Below are 13,182 nucleotides of genomic sequence, written 5' to 3'. Positions count from 1 at the left end.
AAATTATTTATTCAGTGAGGAGTAAACCCGATGGACCATGAACTAGAAGAAGAGAAAGTCGATCAAACCCTAAGCTGGCGTGAAAAAATGGCAGTTGAAGAACACGAGAAACTGTCGCCCCGTTTAGTATATGAAATTATTCGCCGTGATGGTGCCGAAGAGTTAGATCGCCCGACAGCCGCGCTCATCTTTTCAGGCATTGCAGCCGGTCTCGTCATCAGTTTTTCATTTGTATTTAAAGCGATTATTGCTTCTTATATCCCAACTGATGCCATCTGGACCGATTTAATTACCAATTTCGGTTATACCATTGGATTCCTGATCGCTATTTTAGGACACATGCAACTCTTTACCGAAAATACCATTACTACAGTTGTGCCCCTATTTAAGCCCTTTACCTTAGACAAATTACGAGCTGTAGGCCGTCTATGGGGAATTGTGATTCTATGCAATATCATTGGAACAGCTTTGGCAAGTTTATTCTTCCTGACCACCGACCTGTTTACTCCAAACATTGACAAAGCCCTAGATGAGCTCGCACATCATGTTGCGTCTTTTTCCGCCACCCAAAATCTGCTTAAAGGGGTTATGTCTGGTCTTTTAATTGCTGCATTGGTCTGGATGCTACCTTCCGTCAGCAATAAATTCCTAGTCATCTTTTTCATGACTTATCTGATAGGACTAGGCGACTTTACCCATGTGGTCGTTGGCTCTACCGAAATGTCCTATCTGGTCTGGCAAGGAGAAGCTTCTCTTGGTGAATATCTGTTTAATTTCCTGATCCCAACCACCATTGGCAATATTATTGGTGGTACAGGCGTGTTTACCCTGCTGATTTATGGTCAGGTGACTGAAGAATTGGAACAATAGCAGGAAACAATAAACTATTGTTCCTGCTGCCATCTGCGTTGTTGTAAGCGTTCACCTTCAACTTCACGCTTGTTTCTTGCCGACTCATAGAGTTTGGTTCCCTTTAACTCAGGTGGCAAGTAGTCTTGCAGTACAAAGTGCTCTGGGTAGTCATGAGGATAGAGATAATTAATTCCATAACCTTGCTGTTTCATCAGCTTGGTTGGCGCATTTCTCAAGTGTAAAGGTACTGGTAAATTTGCCGTTTTCTCAGCAAGTTCCAAGGCCTTATTAATCGCGAGGTAAGTACTATTACTTTTTGCACTGGTCGCTAAATAAACTGCTGTTTGACCCAAAATAATTCGAGCCTCAGGCATTCCCACCGCCTGTACAGAACGGAAACATTCACCTGCAAGCAATAGTGCATTTGGATTCGAGTTTCCAATGTCTTCTGAAGCGGCAATCAACATACGTCTTGCAATAAAAACCGGATCTTCCCCACCTTTAAGCATCCGTGCCATCCAGTACAAAGCCGCATCCGGATCACTACCACGAATCGATTTAATAAAGGCAGAAACGAGGTCGTAATGCTGTTCACCCGATTTGTCATAACGCGCAATATTTTGCTGAGCGACTTTTACTACAACCGCATTGGTAATGGTATTTTCAACTTCGGGCTCAAAAGTACTTGCAATTAAGTCAAGTAAATTGAGTGCCTTACGAGCATCACCTGCTGCAAACTGTAAAAGAGCATCATACTCTTCAATATGAATATAGCGTTCTTTTAAAAATTTATCGTTTTGGAGTGCATTGTTAAGTAGCGTCTGAATTGCCTCACTGTCTAAACTGTTTAAGGTATAGACCTGACAGCGTGATAAAAGTGCACTATTGACTTCAAAAGACGGGTTTTCAGTGGTGGCGCCAATTAAGGTAATTTTACCTTTTTCTACGGCACCTAATAATGCATCTTGCTGTGATTTATTAAAGCGGTGGATTTCGTCAATAAAAACTACAGGGGTCAGTAAGTCACCACTTTCTGCAATTACTTCACGTAATTCTTTTACTCCCGTATTCAGCGCAGATAAGCTCACAAATGGACGATCTATTGCCTGAGCTAAAAGCAAAGCAATTGTCGTTTTACCGACGCCTGGCGGCCCCCAAAAAATAATAGAAGGCAAATGCCCCTGATCAATCATTTGACGTAAGGGCGCATGTTCACCTAACAAATGATCTTGCCCAATAATTTCAGACAAGTCTCTCGGGCGCAGGCGTTCAGGAAGTGGAATATGGGTGTCTGACATCTCAAATAGCTTTATCGTCTTTTCACTATAGTCTATTGTGTCTCACAGAAATCTACAATTTGAATCTATGAGACACATCCTTTATTTACAGGGTATTTCCTAGCATTAAGAGGGTTTCTTACTCAGCTTGAGTAAACGAGCATTGGGGCCATCTTCAATTACCCAAATTGAACCGTCTTGTGCTTCATGTAACCCACGAATACGTTGCTTCATCTCTAATCTTTGTACTTCTTTTACGGGCTTATGCTCTAAATCTACAACTACAATTGCTTCTGAAGATAACCCGCCAATTAAAGCTTTATTTTGCCATGCGGGAAATTGTTGTCCGCGATAAATAATTAAGCTCGACGGTGAGATTACAGGGGTCCAGTCAATTTCAGGTGCTTTAAACTCTGGGCGCGTGTGATGATCTGGAATAGGCTGCCCTGAATAATGATCTCCATTTGAAACAATCGGATAACCATAGTTTTCGCCTTTGGTAATAATATTAAGCTCATCACCACCTTTAGGCCCCATCTCAACCACCCATAGCTGTCCTTTACGGTCAAAGGCCATTCCTAATGGGTTACGATGTCCAAGTGACCATATTTCAGCAGTGACACCGCCTTGCTCATAAAAAGGGTTACCTAAGGCTGCTGAACCGTCGTCATTTAAACGCAAGATTTTGCCCAAGTTGCTTTTTATATTTTGGGCAGGGTCAAACTTTTGGCGCTCACCTGAACTCACCCAAAGCTTACCATCTGCGTCAAAAAGCATACGATGCCCATAATGGCCTTGCCCTGAAACTTTGGGCACTTGCTGCCAAATCTGCTTTATATCGATAAGTTTTGACTGATTGGGATTAGATAAATCTAATTTCGCACGTGAAATCACTGCACCAGATCCACCTTGTCCTTTGGCTGCATAACTAAGATATATCCAGTGATTTTTGGCAAAGTCTGGATGTAGAGCAACATCCCCTAAACCACCCTGTCCGCCATAGTTCACCGCTGGAACACCCTGAACATCTAGCACTTGTTTATTTTGTGGATTAAAAATTTTTAGCTTACCTTGCCGTTCAGTCACCAATAACCGCTGATCAGGCAAACTGGTGATCGCCCAAGGCTCATTAAAATGTGCGACTGCCGCGACCTGATAAGTTTGTTTGGCAGCACTGGTCTGCTCTGTTTTTGCAGTTGTATTTTGTTCAGGATTTTTTGAATTAGTATTATTAGAGCCACAGGCCATTAACAAGAAGAAACTACTACATAATAAGGGGGCTGCTAATCGTCTCATCATTTTTATCTCCTTTTGCTTTTATTTTTATATAACGGAGATGATTAAAAAATTTACGATAAAAATGTTACTTTATTATACGCTGTAATTAAAAATGCTCATCGGGAGCGTATTAACGCACCCAACGCACCACATAATCTTCGATATCATCTTCATGTACATCAGTTTCAGGAATACAACGCCCTGCTACCGACTTTTTCGCTTTCACTACGCTTTGTCTGGAACCCGTATTTAAATAGTGCCAAGAAGGTAAATTTTTGCCTTCATTCAAACGTTTATAGGCACAGCTCGATGGCAACCAGTGTATGGTTTTTAAAGTTTCCGGTGTTAGTTGTAAACAGTCGGGTACTTGCTGCTGACGGTTTGGGTAGTCAGAACAACGTCCAGTATTGCAATCAAGTAACTTGCACGCCACTTTGGTGTACGCAACTTCATGTGTATCTTCATCTTCTAGCTTGACCAAACAGCACAATCCGCATCCATCACACAGTGCCTCCCACTCAGCCTGAGTCAGTTGCTCTAGCGTATAATTTTTCCAAAACAATGGACGAAGTGAGGTCTCGGTAGACATAAGATTTTAACGGCTATATAGATCAAGCAAAGTCAGATTATAGCATTGAAGTACGCTGGTCTTAAGAAAAGAAGCCGTATTTTTGGCATCACAAAATGATTGTTTAATATACATTTCAACCACATAAACGACACATTTCGTGCAAAAAACACGCTATATAGTAAAAAGACAATGAAAAATAAGGAGGACAGCATATGTTCCGTTGGGCAATAATTTTTGCAGTGATTGCACTCATTGCCAGTCTATTAGGGTTTGGTGGTGTTGCAGGGTTATCTAAAGACTTTGCCGTGATTTTATTAGTGATAGCTGTAATTCTCGCTGTTATTGGTTTTATTTCGCGAGGCCGAACTTAATTTAATCATGACCATATCAAAAAGAAGGAACTCGTTCCTTCTTTTTTATTGCATAAATATTTCTATGCTTTTCTTTTGATGTAGTTTTTTACATAGTTATTTATATGGCTTTTATTTTTTATGCTTTAATCAAGCGTATTTAAATCGAATTTAATTTCAGGATTAATGTCATGAGTACAGCAATTAAAACCCGTGAAATTCAATATACTGCACCAGATGGTAGCCATTTAATTGGTTACTTTGCGGCTCCAGAAAGTGAAACACCTGTACCAGGTGTCATTATTGGTCCTGAGTGGTGGGGTCGTAACGAATACACTGAACAACGTGCGCGTGAACTTGCTGAACACGGTTATGCTGCACTTGCAATTGACATGTATGGCGATAAAAAAGTAACAACGACTGCAGCTCAAGCTTATGAATGGATGATGCAGACATTTGAAGATCTAGACACGGTGACTGATCGTGCCAACGCAGGGCTTCAGACTTTAGCTGCTCAACCGGAAGTGAATAGTGAAAAACTTGCAGCGGTAGGTTTTTGCTATGGTGGCAAAGTGGTACTCGATCTAGCTCGCTCAGGTGCTCCCCTCAAAGCAACTGCGACATTTCATGGTACATTAACGCCTAAAGCTCCTGCTCAAAAAGGCAACATTCAAGGTGAGGTATTGGTTCTACATGGTGAACTAGACAGCATGGTCACCTTAGAAGATGTTGCTAATTTTGAAAAAGAGATGCAAGCTGCTGAGGTTAAACATGAGGTAGTGGTTTTAAAAGATGCTAAACATGGCTTTAGTAACCCGCTTGCAGATGAAAGAGCTAAAGCGAATGGTGTAGACCTTGGCTACAACAGCGAAGCGGAGAAACAAGGCCTTGCTAAAATGTACGCTTTATTAGAACGTACTTTAAAATAAAAGAAGCAAATTTGGAGCAAATGGCATTTTTCGCATTTGCTCCCTTAAATGTTTATGACTTTGCAATATTTTTACTGTATTTTTTAAACCATACTTCAATAAATATACTCCCGTTGAGCTAGAGCAAAGCCTAGTCTTATTTCCCGCACTCGGGGTTTAATGGAATAACATGAGAGGATACAACAATGACTGACAAAAAATGTCCGTATTGCGATTTTGATGAATATGACATCATTGATAAGAATGAATTTGCTGTAATTTTACCAGACCCAAATCCGTTGTCTAAAGGTCACTGTGTAGTGACTCCGCTACGCCATGTCAGCTCGTTTTTTGATATTACTTCTAAAGAACATCAAGGCTTACTGACACTTCTTGAAATTGCCCGTCATGAAACCCAGCTTCGCCATCAGCCAGACGGTTTCCATATTGGCTTTAATGATGGTGAAGTGTTTGGACAGACTTCTGACCATTTTCACATTCATGTCATTCCATACTACAAAAATCAACCGTTGAAACTTGATCAACGTTGGGGTGTACAAAAGGATTAATCCTTTTTACTCATAGAACAGGGACTACATTTTTGATGTAGTCCCTGTTTTCATATGCCCATTTTCTTCGGTTGCTTTAAACAAAATTTCACCCAAATTTCAGCTATAATTTAGCCCTTACTTTTCTTCTATAGCTGTTCATGCCTGAATTTTCTTTTTCTGATGCCCTCTTAAACTGGTTCGATCAACATGGTCGGCATGATTTGCCTTGGCAAGTCGCAGATGATCCATACAAAGTCTGGGTTTCTGAAATTATGTTACAGCAAACTCAGGTAAAAACAGTTCTGCAATATTTTGACCGCTTTATGGAGCGCTTCCCAACTGTAGAAGCTTTAGGCTATGCAACTTGGGATGAAGTCGCCCCTTATTGGGCAGGTCTTGGCTATTACGCTCGTGCCCGCAATTTGCATAAAGCTGCCGGCCTTGTAGCACAGCAAGGCAAATTTCCTGAAACCCTAGAAGAATGGATTGCACTACCGGGCATTGGTCGCTCGACCGCAGGTGCACTCATGTCTTTAGGTTTACGTCAGTATGGCGTGATTATGGATGGCAACGTGAAACGCGTTTTAGCTCGCTTCTTTGCCATTGAAGATGACTTAAGCAAACCACAGCACGAACGTGAAATGTGGAAACTGGCTGAAGAGCTTTGTCCCACCCAACGCAATCATGACTACACTCAAGCAATTATGGACTTGGGTGCGACCATCTGTACGCCTAAAAAACCTCTTTGTTTATATTGCCCAATGCAAGCTCATTGTCAGGCTTACCAGCAAGGTTTAGAACAAGAATTACCTTTTAAAAAACCGAAAAAAACACCGCCTGTTAAAACGGCAGATGTTCTTGTTATTCAGTGCGAAGATGAATGGTTCTGGCAACAACGCCAAGCTCATGGTCTATGGGGCGGTTTATTTTGTTTACCTATTTTAGAAAATGAACATGAACGCTTGAAATTAAGTCAGCAATTTAAGCTACAACCTCAACCGCAAACTTTTCAGATCAGTCATAGCTTTACTCACTTCACATGGTTACTTAATGCTCATGTGTTCCACGTGGAACCTGATCAGAAAGAACATCTGGCGATTGAACTTGAAGGCCAATGGCTGAGTCCGGAACAAGCTATTGCTAAAGGTGTTCCAACTGCTATGAAAAAATTGATCTCGACAAGCCGTTCATGACATAGTGAGCAAAATAATTTTGATATGGCTGTGACAGGGAGTATTTTGTGCGACGTTTAGTTTCCCATCTCTCACTTGGTTTTCTCATTATTCTATTAGCAGCCTGCGCCAGTGCGCCTAAAAAACCTGCCCCGCTTTCACCAGCCCAAGTTAGCAAACTCAAGAGTATGCAGCTTCCAAGTCGGCTTCCTGTTCCGGTAAAAGGTGTCGATCGAGATGAGTTAAAAGATACATGGGGAGCTGCTCGGAGTCAGGGCCGTAGCCACGAAGGAATTGATATTTTGGCTCCACGTGGAACCAAAGTGTACAGTGTAACTGAAGGGCTCATTGCCGATCTTCGTAATAATAACCTCGGTGGCAAAGTCATCTGGATTTTAGGCCCGGCAGGAACATGGCATTATTATGCTCATCTTGATGGACATAAACGTGGCTTAAACGTAGGTGACTATGTCAAAAAAGGTGATTTAATTGGCTATGTCGGCAACACGGGCAATGCACGTTATACTTCACCTCATCTTCATTATGGTCTTTACTTAGATGGTAAAGGTCGTGGTGCTGTTAATCCTTATTCATATTTACGCTAGGAACATTTTATGTCGGAAGCGCTGATCAATCGCTTAGTAGAGTTTGCCGAGTCTGGCAACCAGCAAAAGATCATTTTAAATGGCAATAGCTATCAAGGCTGGATCATGGAAATCAGTGATGATGCCCTACTGATCAGTACTGGTTTTTCAGATAAAGTTGGTAAAGACTTTTGGCTAAAGTTTGAAGACTTAACTCAAGCTGAACTGTATTATTGGGATACTCGCCCAAATGAATGGGTACCATTCAAACTCTAAAATACCAAGATAAATATAAGGAGCATCATCATGAAAACTCAACGCTGCGGATGGTGTTCCGATGATCCACTCTATATTGCTTACCATGATGAAGAATGGGGCAAACCAGAACACGACGAAGCCCGATTATTTGAAATGCTCTGTCTTGAAGGGCAACAAGCAGGCCTATCTTGGATTACCGTACTGAAAAAAAGAGAAAGCTACCGTCAGCACTTTTTTAATCATGCTATTGCTGACATTGCCGCATTTACGGATGACTTTTTAGAAACAAAACTATCCGATGCAGGCTTAATTCGTCATTTAGGCAAACTCAAAGCCATTCGCGATAATGCGATTGCTTGGCAAGCCCTTAAAGCTCAAGTTGGTGATGTTTCTAAATGGCTTTGGCAGTTTGTAGATGCCACTCCTCAACACAATGATGTTGCAGATTATCGCAAGGCCCCTGCTCAAACTGAGCTCAGCCTAAAACTTTCCAAAACGCTTAAAAAAAATGGTTTCAAATTTGTTGGTCCAACCACCTGCTATGCGTTTATGCAGGCAGTGGGTATGGTCAATGACCATGAAAATGATTGTCAATTTAAAGCTTCATAACCCACCAGAACGGTTCAAATCCGCTTAAGGAGTTTCCGATGAGCAATAATACGATTCAGGCTTATGCTGCAATGCAGGCAGGTGAAAAACTGGTCCCATATCAATTTGATGCAGGTGAATTACAACCGCATCAGGTTGAGGTAAAAGTTGAATACTGTGGTTTGTGTCATTCTGATATTTCTGTTTTAAATAATGAATGGCGCTCAACCATGTACCCTGTAGTTGCAGGCCATGAAATTATTGGACGAATTGTTGCTTTAGGCTCAGAAGCCAAAGGACTACAAATTGGGCAACGTGTCGGTATTGGCTGGACCGCCGAAAGTTGCCAAGCCTGTGATGAGTGTATTGGCGGTCAGCAAGTTCTTTGTACGGGCGAAAATGTCGCAACAATCGTGGGACATGCGGGTGGCTTTGCCGATAAGGTTCGTGCTGGTTGGCAATGGGCCATTCCCCTTCCCGAAGATTTAGACCCCGAAAGTGCAGGCCCTTTACTTTGCGGCGGAATTACCGTTTTTGACCCATTACTCAAACACAAAATTCAGGCAACACATCACGTGGGTGTGATTGGTATTGGTGGTTTGGGTCATATCGCCATTAAGCTCCTAAAAGCGTGGGGCTGTGAAATTACGGCGTTTAGTTCTAACCCAGATAAAACCGAAGAACTCAAAGCTATGGGAGCCGACCATGTGGTGAATAGCCGCGATACAGAAGCGGTAAAAGCTCAAAAGGGTAAATTTGATTTATTGCTGAGTACCGTAAATGTGACTTTAAATTGGCGTGCTTTCATTTCTACGCTAGCACCAAACGGTTCTTTGCACTTTTTAGGACTAACCCTAGAACCTGTTCCTGTTTCTGTAGGTTCTCTCATTGATGGTGCCAAGTCAGTAACTGGTTCACCTACAGGTTCACCTGCTGCTCTACGTCAACTTTTGAAGTTTGCCGCACGCAAAAAAATTGCGCCTCAAATTGAGCTATTTCCAATGTCACAGCTCAATGAAGCAATTGAACGTCTACACTCAGGTCAAGCACGCTACCGCATTGTGCTTAAAGCAGACTTTGCAGAATAAAACTAACTCACTGTTTGCATCTGTTGTCGCGACCAGCCTGCCAAGCTCATAATTGCTTGGCGGACATCGGCAGTTAACTCATGGCCTGCGTTTAAACGAATGAAATGTCGATAGCGTTCATCCTCACCAAAAACATGGCCCGATACCACTGTAATTCCCTGAGCTTGTGCAGTGTAATAGAGCGCTAAACTATCTACACTCTTAGGTAACTGTATCCATAATGCATATCCGCCTTCGGGCTGGCTCAATGCAATTGGTATACCTTCAAAGGCTCTTAAAATACAGCTACGGTATTCTTCAACTTGCCGCATCAAGTTGGGTCTTAACTGCTCTAAATGTTCTCGATAAGCACGACTATAAATAAAATCAGCTAGACCTAACTGTAAGGGCGTATTCACCCCGATATTACTTACCAGCAGTTCAAGTTTTAAATGCTCTAACTTTGTCGTTAAACAAAACCATCCTACTCGATACGCACTCGACAAAGACTTAGAAACCGAACCACACCAAATGACATAACCTTCGCGATCCCAATATCGAATGGGTAATGGTCGCTCACTACTGTAGCCACATTCACCAAAAATATCGTCTTCAATAATAAAACACTGATATTTTGCAGCTAATTCAGCAATCTTCTGTTTCTCTGCATTGCTAAAACAATATCCCAATGGATTTTGATAATTGGCTGTCATTAAGCAAACCTTCGCCAAACCTTGCTGCATTAAAGATTCTAAGCGCTCAAGATCAATGCCACGATGATCTGCCGGAATCTCAACAATTTGTCGTTTTAAACTTGCTAATAACTGTAAATGACCATTATAGGTGGGTGTAGGAATAAGAATACTATCGCCCACTTCAGTGAGCTTCTGAATCACCAAAGACAAAGCAGGCATACAGCCATTGGTAATAAAAATATCTTCCGGAGCGATATAAATGCCATCTTCACGCCAATGATCGGATAGTGCTTTTCTTAATTGTTCATGACCTTGTTTATTACAATAAAGAAAATCTTGAGGCTGACAATTTTTTAAAGCACGTTGAATAGAACGACGTAAACCTTCTACAGGAATAAAGTGCGGCGTTAACTGAATCGATCCCAAAGGTACAAGATGACTTTGTAAGGCAGCTTCCTGAATTTGGTTATGCAACTCCAGATTTGAGACATGCCGAGGCAAAGATAAGAAATCCGGACTATCCGGAATAGGGCTGGATGGGGTACGAGCAACTACAAAATAACCTGACTTCGGCTTTACATAAATGAGTCCCCTCGCCTCAAGTAATTCATAGCAACTTTTTGCTGTACTTAAACTAATACCTTGTTGACGGGCAAAATCTCGTAAGGAAATGAGCTTTTGATGAGGTTTAAGTTCATCTTGATAAATACGATGTGCTAATTGATTGGCAAGAACCTGATATTGAAAAGTCATTCTGTGCTGCTTTTTTAAAAATTTCTGTATCTGTACTGGTTTATAGAACACCTTTAGGCTATGGAAATCAACTCGGAGAGTAGCAAACCAATGAAATTAAAAGTTATATTGTTATTTACTATTGTTTTAGCAGGTTGCCAACCACAACCCAAAAATGAACAGCACAGACACACGGTTTGCCAAAGTTTGATTGAAGGTTATTTAAAAATGACCAACCAGCAAGACTACAAAATGGAGCACCGCACTGATGACGAGACCAGTGCGATTTCTCATTATGAATATAAACGTAATAGCTCAAATGAAGTTGTTATGGTGAATTCAGTCTATTCCAAACTATATTTTAGCTGCCGAGAACAGCAAAAAAGCTATTTTCTGTCTCAACATTCGGCACAAGGACAAACGACACCTATTTTAGAAGTTCATATTCCAACCGATAGTTATACGACCTTTAGAGAGCGTTTTTAAAACCATCTTTTAACTGTTCTGCCAAAAATTCAATGAATAAACGGATTCGTTTTGGTAGATGCTCTTGTTGATAATACACAGCATGGATGCTTTGATATTGATGCTCAATTTTGTCTTCAAATAATGCAATCAATCGCCCTTCTTCCATATCTTTCCAAATTTCAAATTCAGATAGTCGCGCAATGCCGTGTCCTCTAATCGTCAGTTGGCGTACGGTCTCTCCACTCGATGCTTTAATTTTTGATTGGGCAAAAAAATATTGATCGCCAACTTTAATTGGCCAGCTATTGATATAAGTAGGTCTAGTAAAGCCAATTAAATCATGGTGTTCAAGTTCTTCAGGTTGTGTTGGCGTTCCCTTAAGAGCTAGATAGTCAGGACTTGCCACAATATATAAACGGCTCTTACATACCAATTTGGCGTGCAGACTAGAGTCATTAAGTTCCCCAAATCGAAATGCGACATCGGTTTTATGCTGAAGTAAGTCAATCACCTGATCATTGCTATTTAATTCGATTTCAATATCGGGGTAACACTCACGGAATTTATGCATTAATGGTGCAATCACGTGCAAAACAAACGGTGTGGCAGAATCAACCCGAATAAGACCGGCAGTACCTTGATCAGACTTTTGAAGTTCTTCTTCGGCCGCATTCAGCTCATTTAAAATTTTACGGGCCTTTATAAGAAATTGTTGCCCTTCTTGAGTCAGTTTCAATTTACGCGTTGTTCGCTCTAGCAAAGTCACATCTAACTTTGCTTCCAAACGGGTTAAAGATCGGCTCACCCCCGAAGGTGTTTGCTTTAAATGTTCTGCTGCTGCCACAAATGAACCTGTATCAACAATTGTGATAAAGGCAACAAGTTCTTCAATTGTTGATTTCATCGTTTATTCTATTATTGACTAAACATCAAAGATATTTTGCTTATTCATCTATTTTTTCGCAACAATAAAAAAAGCAAAATGCACCTCAAGTTAAACAATTATTTAATTTCAGGTGAATACATGAATATCCCACGTTTTGGTCTAGGAACTTTCCGCCTAAAAGAACAAGCTGTGATTGATTCTGTTAAAAATGCGCTAGATGTCGGTTATCGTGCAATTGATACTGCTCAAATCTATGAAAATGAAGCGGCAATTGGTCAAGCGATTGCTGAAAGTGGCGTATCACGTCAGGACTTATTTTTAACCACAAAAATCTGGGTAGATAATTTTGCTCAAGATAAGTTTATTCCAAGCTTAAAAGAGAGCTTACAAAAGCTTCGTACTGACCATGTCGATTTAACTTTGATTCACTGGCCAGCACCGGATTTAGGCGTTTCAATTCCTGAAATCATGCAGCTTTTACTTGAAGCAAAGCAACAGGGCTTAACCAAACAAATTGGTATTTCAAACTTCAATATTGCACTTACCCAACAAGCAATTGACACAATTGGTGTAGAGCATATTGCAACGAACCAGATTGAGCTGAGTCCTTATCTTCAAAACCATAAACTTGTGAATTTCTTACAAGAGAAGAATATTGATGTCACTTCATACATGACGCTTGCATACGGCAAAGTGCTTCAAGATCCTGTTTTAGCGGAGATTGCAGCAGCCCATAAAGCAACGACAGCGCAAATTGCATTGGCATGGGCATTGCAGCGTGGTTTTGCAGTCATTCCATCTTCGACTAAACGTGAAAACCTGATTAGTAATTTAAAAGCACAGGATATCGAGTTAACTGCGGCTGAAATGCAAATGATTGCCGAACTCGACCGTAACAGTCGTGAAGTTAGCCCAGAGCCATGGGCACCAGTTTGGGACTAAACT

At 41.1% G+C, this 13,182-nt stretch carries 16 protein-coding genes; 11 read left to right on the top strand and 5 right to left on the bottom strand.

The genetic code is table 11. The features are described 5' to 3' along the window. Window positions 1-30: 30 nt before the first annotated feature. The gene (locus G9371_RS06660; RefSeq protein WP_000349494.1) at window positions 31-870 is read left to right on the top strand and encodes a formate/nitrite transporter family protein; all 840 of its coding nucleotides are present in this window, start codon (window positions 31-33) and stop codon (window positions 868-870) included. A gap of 14 nt (window positions 871-884) precedes the next feature. On the opposite strand, the gene G9371_RS06655 is transcribed toward G9371_RS06660, so the two are convergent. From G9371_RS06655 to G9371_RS06645, 3 genes are all read right to left on the bottom strand, one after another. Beyond that, window positions 885-2,150, bottom strand: coding sequence for a replication-associated recombination protein A (locus G9371_RS06655; protein ID WP_001285409.1), 1,266 nt, complete (start codon window positions 2,148-2,150; stop codon window positions 885-887). A gap of 105 nt (window positions 2,151-2,255) precedes the next feature. Then, window positions 2,256-3,425 carry a PQQ-dependent sugar dehydrogenase gene (locus G9371_RS06650; protein ID WP_077932461.1) on the bottom strand — a complete coding sequence of 390 codons (1,170 nt, stop codon included), beginning with the start codon at window positions 3,423-3,425 and terminating at the stop codon, window positions 2,256-2,258. Window positions 3,426-3,537: 112 nt separating this feature from the next. Then, window positions 3,538-3,996 (bottom strand): YcgN family cysteine cluster protein, encoded by a 459-nt coding sequence (locus G9371_RS06645; protein WP_000102817.1) that lies wholly within the window; start codon window positions 3,994-3,996, stop codon window positions 3,538-3,540. Window positions 3,997-4,190: 194 nt separating this feature from the next. Between G9371_RS06645 and G9371_RS06640 the strand changes: the two genes are divergently transcribed. The 8 genes from G9371_RS06640 (at window position 4,191) to ahr (ending at window position 9,477) form a co-directional block, all read left to right on the top strand. After that, the gene (locus G9371_RS06640; RefSeq protein WP_000490267.1) at window positions 4,191-4,349 is read left to right on the top strand and encodes a DUF1328 domain-containing protein; all 159 of its coding nucleotides are present in this window, start codon (window positions 4,191-4,193) and stop codon (window positions 4,347-4,349) included. A gap of 170 nt (window positions 4,350-4,519) precedes the next feature. Beyond that, window positions 4,520-5,257, top strand: coding sequence for a dienelactone hydrolase family protein (locus G9371_RS06635; protein ID WP_000100768.1), 738 nt, complete (start codon window positions 4,520-4,522; stop codon window positions 5,255-5,257). Between the two features lie 185 nt (window positions 5,258-5,442). Next, complete coding sequence (locus tag G9371_RS06630) at window positions 5,443-5,805, top strand: HIT family protein (protein ID WP_000130110.1); 363 nt, start codon at window positions 5,443-5,445, stop codon at window positions 5,803-5,805. A 140-nt stretch (window positions 5,806-5,945) separates the two neighbouring features. Further along, window positions 5,946-6,980: an A/G-specific adenine glycosylase gene (mutY, locus tag G9371_RS06625; RefSeq protein ID WP_029424044.1), complete on the top strand. Its 1,035-nt coding sequence runs from the start codon at window positions 5,946-5,948 to the stop codon at window positions 6,978-6,980. 47 nt (window positions 6,981-7,027) lie between these two features. Then, window positions 7,028-7,564 carry a M23 family metallopeptidase gene (locus tag G9371_RS06620; RefSeq protein ID WP_001253745.1) on the top strand — a complete coding sequence of 179 codons (537 nt, stop codon included), beginning with the start codon at window positions 7,028-7,030 and terminating at the stop codon, window positions 7,562-7,564. A gap of 9 nt (window positions 7,565-7,573) precedes the next feature. Continuing rightward, the gene (locus G9371_RS06615) at window positions 7,574-7,819 is read left to right on the top strand and encodes a hypothetical protein (protein ID WP_001287365.1); all 246 of its coding nucleotides are present in this window, start codon (window positions 7,574-7,576) and stop codon (window positions 7,817-7,819) included. A gap of 30 nt (window positions 7,820-7,849) precedes the next feature. Then, window positions 7,850-8,410 (top strand): DNA-3-methyladenine glycosylase I, encoded by a 561-nt coding sequence (locus G9371_RS06610; RefSeq protein WP_000857008.1) that lies wholly within the window; start codon window positions 7,850-7,852, stop codon window positions 8,408-8,410. A 38-nt stretch (window positions 8,411-8,448) separates the two neighbouring features. Further along, window positions 8,449-9,477, top strand: a complete 1,029-nt coding sequence (ahr, locus tag G9371_RS06605) for an NADPH-dependent aldehyde reductase Ahr (protein ID WP_029424043.1) — start codon at window positions 8,449-8,451, stop codon at window positions 9,475-9,477. 2 nt (window positions 9,478-9,479) lie between these two features. Here ahr and G9371_RS06600 read toward each other — a convergent pair whose 3' ends face one another. Beyond that, entirely contained in the window at window positions 9,480-10,904 is a 1,425-nt protein-coding gene (locus G9371_RS06600; protein ID WP_029424042.1) for a PLP-dependent aminotransferase family protein, read from the bottom strand. A 90-nt stretch (window positions 10,905-10,994) separates the two neighbouring features. Here G9371_RS06600 and G9371_RS06590 point away from each other — a divergent pair, with 90 nt between their 5' ends. Further along, entirely contained in the window at window positions 10,995-11,369 is a 375-nt protein-coding gene (locus G9371_RS06590) for a hypothetical protein (RefSeq protein ID WP_000770091.1), read from the top strand. Here the strand turns inward: G9371_RS06590 and G9371_RS06585 are convergent. Next, window positions 11,353-12,255 (bottom strand): LysR family transcriptional regulator, encoded by a 903-nt coding sequence (locus G9371_RS06585; protein WP_029424041.1) that lies wholly within the window; start codon window positions 12,253-12,255, stop codon window positions 11,353-11,355. The genes G9371_RS06590 and G9371_RS06585 overlap by 17 nt on opposite strands. A gap of 120 nt (window positions 12,256-12,375) precedes the next feature. Here G9371_RS06585 and dkgB point away from each other — a divergent pair, with 120 nt between their 5' ends. Continuing rightward, the gene (gene dkgB / locus G9371_RS06580) at window positions 12,376-13,179 is read left to right on the top strand and encodes a 2,5-didehydrogluconate reductase DkgB (protein WP_001025223.1); all 804 of its coding nucleotides are present in this window, start codon (window positions 12,376-12,378) and stop codon (window positions 13,177-13,179) included. The last annotated feature ends 3 nt before the right edge of the window (window positions 13,180-13,182 follow it).

The sequence above is a fragment of the Acinetobacter sp. EKM10A genome, assembly GCF_011075215.1.
In the GTDB taxonomy this organism is placed as follows: Bacteria; Pseudomonadota; Gammaproteobacteria; order Pseudomonadales; family Moraxellaceae; genus Acinetobacter; species Acinetobacter baumannii.
This window is presented reverse-complemented; position numbering and strand designations above follow the sequence as displayed.

Coding starts and splice junctions, on each gene's coding strand:
- G9371_RS06590 (WP_000770091.1), top strand. CDS start 10,995: ATGAAATTAAAAGTTATATTGTTATTTACTATTGTTTTAGCAGGTTGC.
- G9371_RS06645 (WP_000102817.1), bottom strand. CDS start 3,996: ATGTCTACCGAGACCTCACTTCGTCCATTGTTTTGGAAAAATTATACG.
- G9371_RS06630 (WP_000130110.1), top strand. CDS start 5,443: ATGACTGACAAAAAATGTCCGTATTGCGATTTTGATGAATATGACATC.
- G9371_RS06650 (WP_077932461.1), bottom strand. CDS start 3,425: ATGAGACGATTAGCAGCCCCCTTATTATGTAGTAGTTTCTTCTTGTTA.
- mutY (WP_029424044.1), top strand. CDS start 5,946: ATGCCTGAATTTTCTTTTTCTGATGCCCTCTTAAACTGGTTCGATCAA.
- dkgB (WP_001025223.1), top strand. CDS start 12,376: ATGAATATCCCACGTTTTGGTCTAGGAACTTTCCGCCTAAAAGAACAA.
- G9371_RS06640 (WP_000490267.1), top strand. CDS start 4,191: ATGTTCCGTTGGGCAATAATTTTTGCAGTGATTGCACTCATTGCCAGT.
- G9371_RS06610 (WP_000857008.1), top strand. CDS start 7,850: ATGAAAACTCAACGCTGCGGATGGTGTTCCGATGATCCACTCTATATT.
- G9371_RS06660 (WP_000349494.1), top strand. CDS start 31: ATGGACCATGAACTAGAAGAAGAGAAAGTCGATCAAACCCTAAGCTGG.
- G9371_RS06615 (WP_001287365.1), top strand. CDS start 7,574: ATGTCGGAAGCGCTGATCAATCGCTTAGTAGAGTTTGCCGAGTCTGGC.
- ahr (WP_029424043.1), top strand. CDS start 8,449: ATGAGCAATAATACGATTCAGGCTTATGCTGCAATGCAGGCAGGTGAA.
- G9371_RS06635 (WP_000100768.1), top strand. CDS start 4,520: ATGAGTACAGCAATTAAAACCCGTGAAATTCAATATACTGCACCAGAT.
- G9371_RS06600 (WP_029424042.1), bottom strand. CDS start 10,904: ATGACTTTTCAATATCAGGTTCTTGCCAATCAATTAGCACATCGTATT.
- G9371_RS06585 (WP_029424041.1), bottom strand. CDS start 12,255: ATGAAATCAACAATTGAAGAACTTGTTGCCTTTATCACAATTGTTGAT.
- G9371_RS06655 (WP_001285409.1), bottom strand. CDS start 2,150: ATGTCAGACACCCATATTCCACTTCCTGAACGCCTGCGCCCGAGAGAC.